8 protein-coding genes are annotated in these 9,568 nt (G+C 56.3%); all 8 read right to left on the bottom strand.

The window, feature by feature from the left end:
- On the bottom strand, positions 1-424 hold a 424-nt coding region (nuoI, locus tag RTU33_RS03375; RefSeq protein WP_312625275.1), incomplete at its 3' end, for an NADH-quinone oxidoreductase subunit NuoI.
- A gap of 14 nt (positions 425-438) precedes the next feature.
- Positions 439-1,416, bottom strand: coding sequence for an NADH-quinone oxidoreductase subunit NuoH (gene nuoH / locus RTU33_RS03370; RefSeq protein ID WP_312625274.1), 978 nt, complete (start codon positions 1,414-1,416; stop codon positions 439-441).
- Positions 1,413-4,139 carry an NADH-quinone oxidoreductase subunit NuoG gene (gene nuoG, locus RTU33_RS03365; RefSeq protein ID WP_312625273.1) on the bottom strand — a complete coding sequence of 909 codons (2,727 nt, stop codon included), beginning with the start codon at positions 4,137-4,139 and terminating at the stop codon, positions 1,413-1,415. The genes nuoH and nuoG overlap by 4 nt, the downstream gene beginning before the upstream one ends.
- Before the next feature lie 56 nt (positions 4,140-4,195).
- The gene (gene nuoF, locus RTU33_RS03360; protein ID WP_312625272.1) at positions 4,196-5,533 is read right to left on the bottom strand and encodes an NADH-quinone oxidoreductase subunit NuoF; all 1,338 of its coding nucleotides are present in this window, start codon (positions 5,531-5,533) and stop codon (positions 4,196-4,198) included.
- On the bottom strand, positions 5,530-6,030 hold the full coding sequence (nuoE, locus tag RTU33_RS03355) for an NADH-quinone oxidoreductase subunit NuoE (protein ID WP_312625271.1): 501 nt from the start codon (positions 6,028-6,030) through the stop codon (positions 5,530-5,532). The genes nuoF and nuoE overlap by 4 nt, the downstream gene beginning before the upstream one ends.
- Positions 6,031-6,032: 2 nt before the next feature.
- Entirely contained in the window at positions 6,033-7,838 is a 1,806-nt protein-coding gene (nuoC, locus tag RTU33_RS03350; RefSeq protein WP_312625269.1) for an NADH-quinone oxidoreductase subunit C/D, read from the bottom strand.
- Positions 7,839-7,924: 86 nt separating this feature from the next.
- Positions 7,925-8,599: an NADH-quinone oxidoreductase subunit NuoB gene (nuoB, locus tag RTU33_RS03345; RefSeq protein WP_097161758.1), complete on the bottom strand. Its 675-nt coding sequence runs from the start codon at positions 8,597-8,599 to the stop codon at positions 7,925-7,927.
- A gap of 15 nt (positions 8,600-8,614) precedes the next feature.
- Positions 8,615-9,061 (bottom strand): NADH-quinone oxidoreductase subunit NuoA, encoded by a 447-nt coding sequence (nuoA, locus tag RTU33_RS03340; protein ID WP_312625267.1) that lies wholly within the window; start codon positions 9,059-9,061, stop codon positions 8,615-8,617.
- Positions 9,062-9,568 lie beyond the last annotated feature (507 nt).

The raw sequence follows: 9,568 nt of genomic DNA, 5'->3' as shown, positions 1-9,568 counted from the left end.
GACCGGAAATCAGCAGATCCTCTTTCTCGTACACCAGGTCCTGACGCTTGTATTCACCCAGCTCGAAGTCCGGGGTCAACTGAATCGCCGTGGTCGGGCACGCTTCTTCACACAGGCCGCAGAAAATGCAACGTGAGAAGTTGATGCGGAAAAACTCTGGATACCAGCGGCCATCTTTGGTCTCTGCCTTTTGCAGAGAGATACAGCCAACCGGACAGGCAACAGCGCACAGGTTACAGGCTACGCAGCGCTCTTCACCGTCCGGATCGCGCGTCAGCACGATGCGGCCACGGTAGCGCGGCGGCAGGTAAACCGGCTCTTCCGGATACATCTGCGTTTCGCGTTTGGCGAAAGCGTGCATCCCGATCATCCAGATACTACGAACCTGGGTGCCGAAGCCCACTATTAATTCTTTTAAAGTCATGGTCTATTCGCCCCTTATGGCTGCTGCCAGAGAATGACAGCCGCCGTTACCAGCAAGTTGATCAGCGTCAGCGGCAGGCACACTTTCCAGCCGAAGGACATCACCTGGTCGTAACGCGGACGAGGCAATGCAGCACGGATCAAAATGAACATCATCATGAAGAACGCGGTTTTGATCGCGAACCAGATGAATGGCGGTAAGAACGGACCCTGCCAGCCACCGAAGAACAGCGTCACAATCAGCGCTGAAACGGTGACGATACCGATGTATTCACCCACGAAGAACAGACCGAACTTCATGCCGGAGTATTCGATGTGGTAACCGTCGGCCAGCTCCTGCTCCGCTTCCGGCTGGTCAAACGGGTGACGGTGACACACCGCCACGCCCGCGATAGCGAAAGTAATGAAGCCGAAGAACTGTGGAATCACGTTCCACAGGTGTGCCTGGTTATTGACGATATCGGTCATGTTGAAGGAGCCAGCCTGCGCGACAACCCCCATCAGCGACAGGCCGAGGAACACTTCGTAGCTCAGGGTTTGCGCTGAAGCACGCATTGCACCGAGCAGCGAGTATTTGTTGTTACTCGACCAGCCTGCGAACAGCACGGCGTAAACCGCCAGACCCGCCATCATCAGGAAGAACAGAATACCGATGTTGAGGTCGGCAACCACCCAGGTCGGGCTGACCGGGACGATGGCAAACGACAGCAGCAAAGAGGTGAACGCGATAACCGGCGCCAGGGTGAAGATCACCTTGTCGGTAAATTTCGGGATCCAGTCCTCTTTGAAGAACATCTTGATCATGTCCGCCACCAGTTGGAGCGAGCCGCCCCAGCCTACGCGGTTCGGCCCGTAACGGTTCTGGAACAGACCGAGCAGACGACGTTCACCAAAGCTCATGAACGCCCCGCAGGTGACAACCACCAGCAGGATGACAACTGCCTTCAGGATGCTTAACAGAATGTCGATAACATCCGGTGTTAACCAACTCATGCTTTCGCCTCCTGCAGATTTTCAATACGCGCACCGGCCAGCACTGGCGCAATGCCCGGCATACCCATTGGCAGGCCCACCTGCCCTGCCGTCAGCCCTTCGGAAAGCAGCAGTGGCAGAGTGACGGTCTGACCGTCGTAGCTGAAGGCAATCTTCGCGCCCGCGTTCACGCCAAGCTTCGCGGCATCTGCCGGATTGAGCTTGATGTAAGGCTCCGGCATACGCTGCTGGAAGACCGGCGAACGCTGTGACATTTCGTCACTGCCGAACAGGTGATAGCACGGCGCAACACGCCACTGACCTTCCTGCGCTTCGAAGCCTGCCGGCACGGTGCCGAAGTATTCCAGACCGTTTGCAGACGCTTCAATCAGGCGCACGCCAGGATCGCCGTGACGCAGTTTGCCGCCCACTTCCGCCTGGAACTTGTTCCATGCCTGCGGGGAGTTCCAGCCCGGAGCCCATGCGAACGGAATTTGCGAACGCGGTGCTGACGGCTGGTTGTTCCCTTCCATAGAGAAGGCGAACATGGTGTCTTTATCCTGCGGCTGACGCGGTTCGTGAACGCTGATGTTCGCACGCATTGCAGTACGACCACTGTAGCGGTGCGGTTCACGCGCCAGTTTCTGACCACGAATACGGAACGATGCGTCCGGCGCGGCTTCTTTGATGCCTGCCAGCTGCGGTAGTTTCGCCACGGCAGCGTCGATCACGTGATCCAGTTGAGTCCAGTCCACTTCGCGGCTCTGCACGGTGCTGTGCAGCGAGTGCAGCCAGCGCCAGCTTTCCAGCATCACGGTGTTGCTGTCGTAGTAAGCCGGATCATAAACCTGGAAGAAACGCTGGGCACGACCTTCGTTGTTGATTACCGTACCGTCACTTTCTGCAAAACTTGCGGCAGAAAGCACCAGATGGGCTTTGTCCATAATCGCGGTGCGCTGATGGTCGATAACCATCACCAGCGGCGCTTTAGACAGCGCAGCATCTACGCGGGAAGCCGCTGCATGGCGGTGGAGATCGTTTTCCAGCACCACAACTGCATCCGCAGAGCCAGATTCCAGCTCGCTCAGCGCATCTTCCAGCGAACCGCCGCCGATCAGGCCAAGGCCTACGCTGTTAACCGCACGGGCAATCATGGTCACACCGACGTCTGCGCCACGGCCTTTCAGCGCTTTGGCGACGTTCGCCGCGGCCTGAATGATTTCGGCGCTACCGGAGTTAGTACCAGAAATAATCAGCGGCTTTTTCGCACCGGCCAGCGCCTGCACGATAACGTCAATTTTGCCTTTAAGGTCGTTGCTCAAGCCTTCCACCGCTGGCGCGTTGTTATCCAGCGCATGAGCGATTGCGAAGCCTAAACGCGCCTGGTCTTCCACCGGAGCGCAGTAAGTCCACGCGGCGATATCATCCAGACGGGTATTGTCGACGTTCGTCACGAACAGCGGATGCTTAGCGCGCTGACCGATGTTCAGGATTGCCGCAATCTGCCAGTCAGCCACTTTCTGAGCCGCCGCCATCTCGCGCGCTTTCCCTTTCACCGCCTGACGCACCGCCAGGGCAACGCGGGCGCCGGTCTGGGTGATATCTTCACCTAATACCAGCACCGCATCGTAGGATTCGATGTCGCGCAGCGCAGGGGTGTGGATGCCGCCTTCACGCAACACTTTCAGCGCCAGCTGCAGACGCTCCTGTTCACCTTTGGCGATACCGGTGTAGAAGTTCTCTTCCCCAACCAGTTCACGCAGCGCGAAGTTACTCTCTACGCTCGCACGCGGAGAACCGATGCCGATCACTTTCTTCGACTGACGCAGAATATCTGCGGCACCCTGCATCGCCTGCTCAGCGTTCAGGGTAATGAAGTCGTCACCACGACGCTGAACCGGCTGACGCGGACGATTTTTCAGGTTCACGTAGCCGTAACCAAAACGACCACGGTCGCAGAGGAAGTAGTGGTTTACGGTGCCGTTGTAACGGTTTTCGATACGACGCAGTTCGCCGTAGCGCTCACCCGGGCTGGTGTTACAGCCAAGGGAGCACTGCTGGCAGATGCTTGGTGCGAACTGCATGTCCCATTTACGGTTGTAGCGCTCGGAGTGAGTTTTGTCAGTGAAAACGCCGGTCGGGCAGATTTCAACGAGGTTGCCGGAGAATTCGCTCTCCAGCGTACCGTCTTCCGGACGACCGAAGTAGACGTTATCGTGCGCGCCATACACGCCCAGATCGCCACCGTCGGCATAATCTTTGTAGTAACGCACGCAGCGGTAACAGGCGATGCAGCGGTTCATTTCGTGAGAGATGAACGGCCCCAAATCCTGGTTACGGTGCGTACGTTTGGTGAAACGGTAGCGACGGAAGCTATGACCGGTCATTACGGTCATATCCTGAAGATGGCAGTTACCGCCCTCTTCACAAACCGGACAGTCGTGCGGGTGGTTGGTCATCAGCCACTCCACTACGCTTTCGCGGAACTGTTTCGCTTCTTCGTCGTCGATAGAGATAAAGGTGCCATCGGATGCCGGAGTCATACAGGACATCACCAGGCGGCCACGCGTGTCTTCCGCGTTTTGATATTGCTTCACCGCACACTGGCGGCAGGCTCCCACGCTTCCCAGCGCCGGATGCCAGCAAAAATAAGGAATATCAAGGCCGTGAGAGAGACAAGCCTGTAACAGGTTATCCGCTCCGTTGACCTCGTATTCTTTGCCGTCTACATGAATCGTAGCCATTAGCGTGCTTCCAGTTGGCCCGGCCGAAACCGGGCGTTAATCAAAATTCTCAGGGCTTACCAGCGCGTTTTCAGCAGGTTGGGCTGAATCCCATTAATCAGATGGGTGTTGCTGAACTGCTGCTTAATGCCTGCTTCAAATTCTTCGCGGAAATATTTAATCGCGCTCTGCAGCGGTTCGACCGCACCTGGCGCATGCGCACAGAAGGTCTTACCCGGCCCGAGGAATCGACACAGTTGCTCAAGCGTCTCGATATCACCCGGCTGGCCTTCGCCACGCTCAAGGGCACGCAGAATTTTCACGCTCCACGGCAGGCCATCGCGGCACGGCGTACACCAGCCGCAGGATTCGCGGGCGAAGAACTCTTCGAGGTTACGCACCAGGCCAACCATGCCAATTTCATGGTCAACCGCCATCGCCAGCGCAGTACCCAGACGGCTACCTGCTTTACCGATGCTTTCAAACTCCATCGGTAAATCGAGGTGCGCTTCGGTCAGGAAGTCAGTCCCTGCCCCGCCCGGCTGCCAGGCTTTGAATTTCAGGCCATCGCGCATGCCACCCGCGTAATCTTCGAGGATTTCACGTGCGGTGGTGCCGAACGGCAATTCCCACAGGCCAGGATTTTTCACGCGCCCGGAGAAGCCCATCAGTTTGGTGCCCGCATCTTTGCTTTTCGAGATGTTCTGATACCACTCCACGCCGTTAGCGAGAATGGCTGGCACGTTGCACAGGGTTTCTACGTTGTTTACGCAGGTCGGTTTGCCCCACACGCCGGAACTTGCCGGGAATGGTGGCTTGGAACGTGGGTTCGCACGACGGCCTTCGAGGGAGTTAATCAGCGCGGTTTCTTCCCCGCAGATATAACGTCCCGCACCGGTGTGCACGAACAGTTCGAAGTCAAATCCGGTGCCGAGAATGTTTTTGCCCAGCAGACCCGCTTCAGTCGCTTCAGCAATCGCACGGCGCAGATGCACAGCGGCTTCGATATATTCGCCACGCAGGAAGATGTAGCCGCGGTAGGCTTTCAGCGCGAACGCGGAGATCAGCATGCCTTCCACCAGCAGGTGCGGCAGCTGCTCCATCAGCAGGCGGTCTTTATAGGTGCCTGGCTCCATTTCATCGGCGTTACACAGCAGGTAACGGATGTTCATGGATTCGTCTTTCGGCATCAGGCTCCACTTCAGACCGGTGGAGAAGCCCGCACCGCCGCGCCCTTTCAGACCCGCGTCTTTCACCGCGTTGACGATATCATCCGGGGCCATGCCGGTAAGCGCTTTACGCGCGCCCGCATAGCCGTTTTTGCTCTGGTACTCTTCGAGCCAGACCGGCTGTTTGTCTTCGCGCAGACGCCACGTCAGCGGATGCGTTTCAGGCGTCATGGTCACAGTTTTCATTTGTAACGCTCCAGCAGCTCAGGGATTGCCTCCGGCGTCAGATGGCTGTGAGTGTCCTCATCAATCATCATGTTCGGCCCCTTGTCGCAGTTACCGAGGCAGCAGGTCGGCAGCAGGGTGAAACGCCCGTCAAAGGTCGTCTGGCCTGGCTTGATGTTGAGCTTCTGCTCAAGCGCCGCCTGAATACCCTGATAACCGGTGATGTGACACACCACGCTGTCGCAGTAGCGAATGACGTGACGGCCCACTGGCTGGCGGAAGATCTGGCTGTAGAACGTAGCCACGCCTTCGACGTCGCTCGCCGGGATGCCCAGTACGTCGGCGATCGCATAGATCGCGCCATCCGGCACCCAGCCACGCTGTTTCTGAACGATCTTCAGCGCTTCAATGGACGCCGCACGCGGGTCTTCGTAGTGGTGCTTTTCGTGCTCGATAGCGTCACGCTCGGCCGCACTCAGCTCAAAAGCCTCGGTTTGTGGTTGTTGATTCTCGTGCATAATTAGCGGTCCACATCTGACATAACAAAATCAATACTACCCAGATAGACGATAAGGTCTGATACCAGGCTGCCGCGAATCGCCGCCGGGATCTGCTGCAGGTGCGCATAGCTCGGCGTACGGATACGGGTGCGGTAGCTCATGGTGCTGCCGTCGCTGGTCAGGTAGTAGCTGTTGATGCCCTTGGTCGCCTCAATCATCTGGAAGGATTCGTTGGCCGGCATAACCGGGCCCCAGGAAACCTGCAGGAAGTGAGTGATCAGGGTTTCGATATGCTGCAGCGTGCGCTCTTTCGGCGGCGGCGTCGTCAGCGGGTGATCCGCCTTGAACGGGCCTTCCGGCATGTTCTTGAGGCACTGCTCAAGAATGCGCAGGCTCTGGCGCAGCTCTTCGACTTTCAGCATCACGCGGGTGTAGCAGTCGGACACGCCGCCGCCAACCGGGATTTCGAAGTCGAAGTTTTCATATCCAGAGTATGGACGCGCCTTACGCACGTCGAAGTCGATCCCGGTAGCACGCAGGCCGGCACCGGTGGTGCCCCACTCCAGCGCTTCTTTCGCGGTATAAGCGGCGACGCCCTGAGAACGACCTTTCAGAATAGTGTTACGCAGCGCGGCTTTCTCGTAAGAATCCAGACGCTTCGGCATCCACTCGAGGAATTCACGCAGCAGACGATCCCAGCCACGCGGCAGATCGTGCGCCACGCCGCCGATGCGGAACCAGGCCGGGTGCATACGGAAACCGGTGATCGCTTCAACCAGATCGTAGATTTTCTGGCGATCGGTAAACGCGAAGAACACCGGCGTCATTGCGCCGACGTCCTGAATGAACGTGGAGATGTACAGCAGGTGGCTGTTAATACGGAACAGTTCGGAGAGCATGACGCGGATGACGTCCACGCGCTCGGGGACCTTGATACCCGCCAGTTTTTCAACGGCCAGCACGTAAGGCATTTCGTTCACGCAGCCGCCGAGGTACTCGATACGGTCGGTGTACGGAATGTAGCTGTGCCAGGACTGACGCTCGCCCATCTTCTCAGCACCACGGTGGTGGTAGCCGATGTCCGGGACGCAGTCGACAATCTCTTCACCGTCGAGCTGAAGGATAATGCGGAATGCACCGTGCGCGGACGGGTGGTTTGGGCCGAGATTGAGGAACATGAAGTCCTCGTTTTCGGTGCTGCGCTTCATGCCCCACTGTTCAGGCTTGAAGGTCAGCGCTTCCATCTCCAGATCCTGCTTGGCTTTGGTCAGCTCAAACGGATCGAATTCGGTGGCGCGCGCCGGGTAGTCCTTACGCAGCGGATGGCCTTCCCAGGTATCCGGCATCATGATGCGACGCAGGTTTGGGTGGCCCTCGATGTTGATACCGAACATCTCCCAGGTTTCACGCTCATACCAGTTGGCGTTCGGGAAGAGTTTGGTTACCGTCGGCACATTCAGATCGTTCTCAGACAGCGCCACCTTGAGCATGATGTCGCGGTTGCGGTCGATAGAAATCAGATGATAGAAAACGGAAAAATCCGCGGCGGGTAACCCGTCACGGTGTGTGCGCAGACGCTCGTCCATGCCGTGTAAGTCAAACAGCATGACGTAAGGTTTTGGCAATTTCTTGAGGAAATCGACCACTTCCAGTAACTGTTCACGCTTGACCCAAACAACAGGTACCCCGGTGCGGGTTGGCTGAACGGTAAAGGCATCCGGCCCAAAACGGTTGCGCAGTTCGCCAATCACCGGGTCATCGAGATGATCCCGGGTCTGCCAGGCGGCGGCGTCATGCGCGGTTAAATCGGTCATATTGTTCACCATTGCAAAAGGTCCGTGGTGACTGTCGGGCGTGGCTTCGCGCTATAGTTTTGATATGCGAAGACATTTCACTGCCGACAGGCGCAAAGTTAAATCTCGTCAGGCGTACGGAGATTCGTCACAGCAATACGTTCGCCGCGTTTACGCTCGCGTTCAGATTGCATATTGGCGCGGTATACGCCCTGATCGCCAACCACCCAGGAGAGCGGACGACGCTCTTTGCCGATGGACTCCTGCAGCAGCATCAGCGCCTGCATGTAGGCTTCCGGACGCGGCGGGCAGCCGGGAATGTAAACATCGACCGGGATAAACTTATCAACGCCCTGCACAACAGAATAAATGTCGTACATGCCGCCGGAGTTTGCACAGGCGCCCATAGAGATAACCCACTTTGGCTCCAGCATCTGATCGTACAGGCGCTGAATAACCGGGGCCATTTTGGTGAAACAGGTACCGGCCACCACCATCAGGTCAGCCTGACGTGGAGATGCACGCAGTACTTCTGCACCAAAACGCGCAACGTCATGCACCGCAGTGAATGACGTCACCATTTCAACGTAGCAGCAGGAAAGGCCGAAGTTGTAGGGCCAGATTGAGTTCTTGCGACCCCAGTTGACCATATCGTGCAGGGCGTTTTCGAGCTTGCCCATGTACACGCTTTTATTCACTTCCTGCTCAAGAGGGTCGGTTACGATCTCCTGTTTTTGCAGGGGGTAACGGTCGTTCTCACCGTTAGGATCTATGCGGGTGAGCGTATAATCCATCTTATTGCCTCGCTTTTACTGCGTATGACGATTAGTAGAACTGTCAGTTTCCGGATTGACCAGCGTGCGACGGGAACGCGCAGGCGTCCAGTCCAGCGCACCGATACGGACGAGGTAAACCAGGCCTGCCAGTAACACTAAAATGAAAATTGCGGCTTCCACAAAGCCGACCCAACCGCTTTCACGGATAGAGGTTGACCATGCGTAAAGGTAAAGGGCTTCCACGTCAAAGATGACGAAGAACATGGCGACCAGGTAGAACTTCGCCGAGAGACGTAAGCGAGCAGAGCCCACGGAGTCGATACCCGACTCAAATGGAGTGTTCTTGCTACGCGCGCGCGCGCGACCGCCGAGATACCAACCGCCAACCAGCATCAGACAGCAGAGGCCAATGGCAATGATGAGAAATATAGCGAATGCCCAGTGATGAGCGATGACTTCAGTGGATGTTGACATACGCATTGCTTAACCAAAATAAGTAGCGCCAAAACTCTGCTCTGGCTGGCAGATGAACGCCACATGATTCATGGGGAGGAATTAAAAAACCACAAAAAGAGTGCCACTAACGGGCTAAAACTGCTAAAAGATGTGGTTTTTTACTCCTTTCTATAACCTTTTGTCAACTTTAACAAAAGTTTCCTCACATTAGTTTACACCGAGCGCGTTTCATTAACATTAAATGCCCTTTAGCCTTTTCGGGATGAAATAGCCACCAGGATTTGCGCTGGGTGAATCGTGTCCGTCTGAGGTTTAAACACCAATTACCCTTCTATTTTGACAGGATTTGCCGTTGATTCCTCCCCCCAATGGGGAGTATTTTCTTGATCTGAGACACGCTTTTGTTAATCCACACAAAAAAACGGCAACAATACAGCCGTTTTTTTAACATTAGCAGGAACCTGCAAATTGGCCGCCCTAAGCATGCTAAAACAGCGCTACCATAAGCTAACGAACTGAAAAATAGAAATA

The sequence above is a fragment of the Scandinavium sp. genome (assembly GCF_032012665.1).
Taxonomy (GTDB): Bacteria; Pseudomonadota; Gammaproteobacteria; order Enterobacterales; family Enterobacteriaceae; genus Scandinavium.
This window is presented reverse-complemented; position numbering and strand designations above follow the sequence as displayed.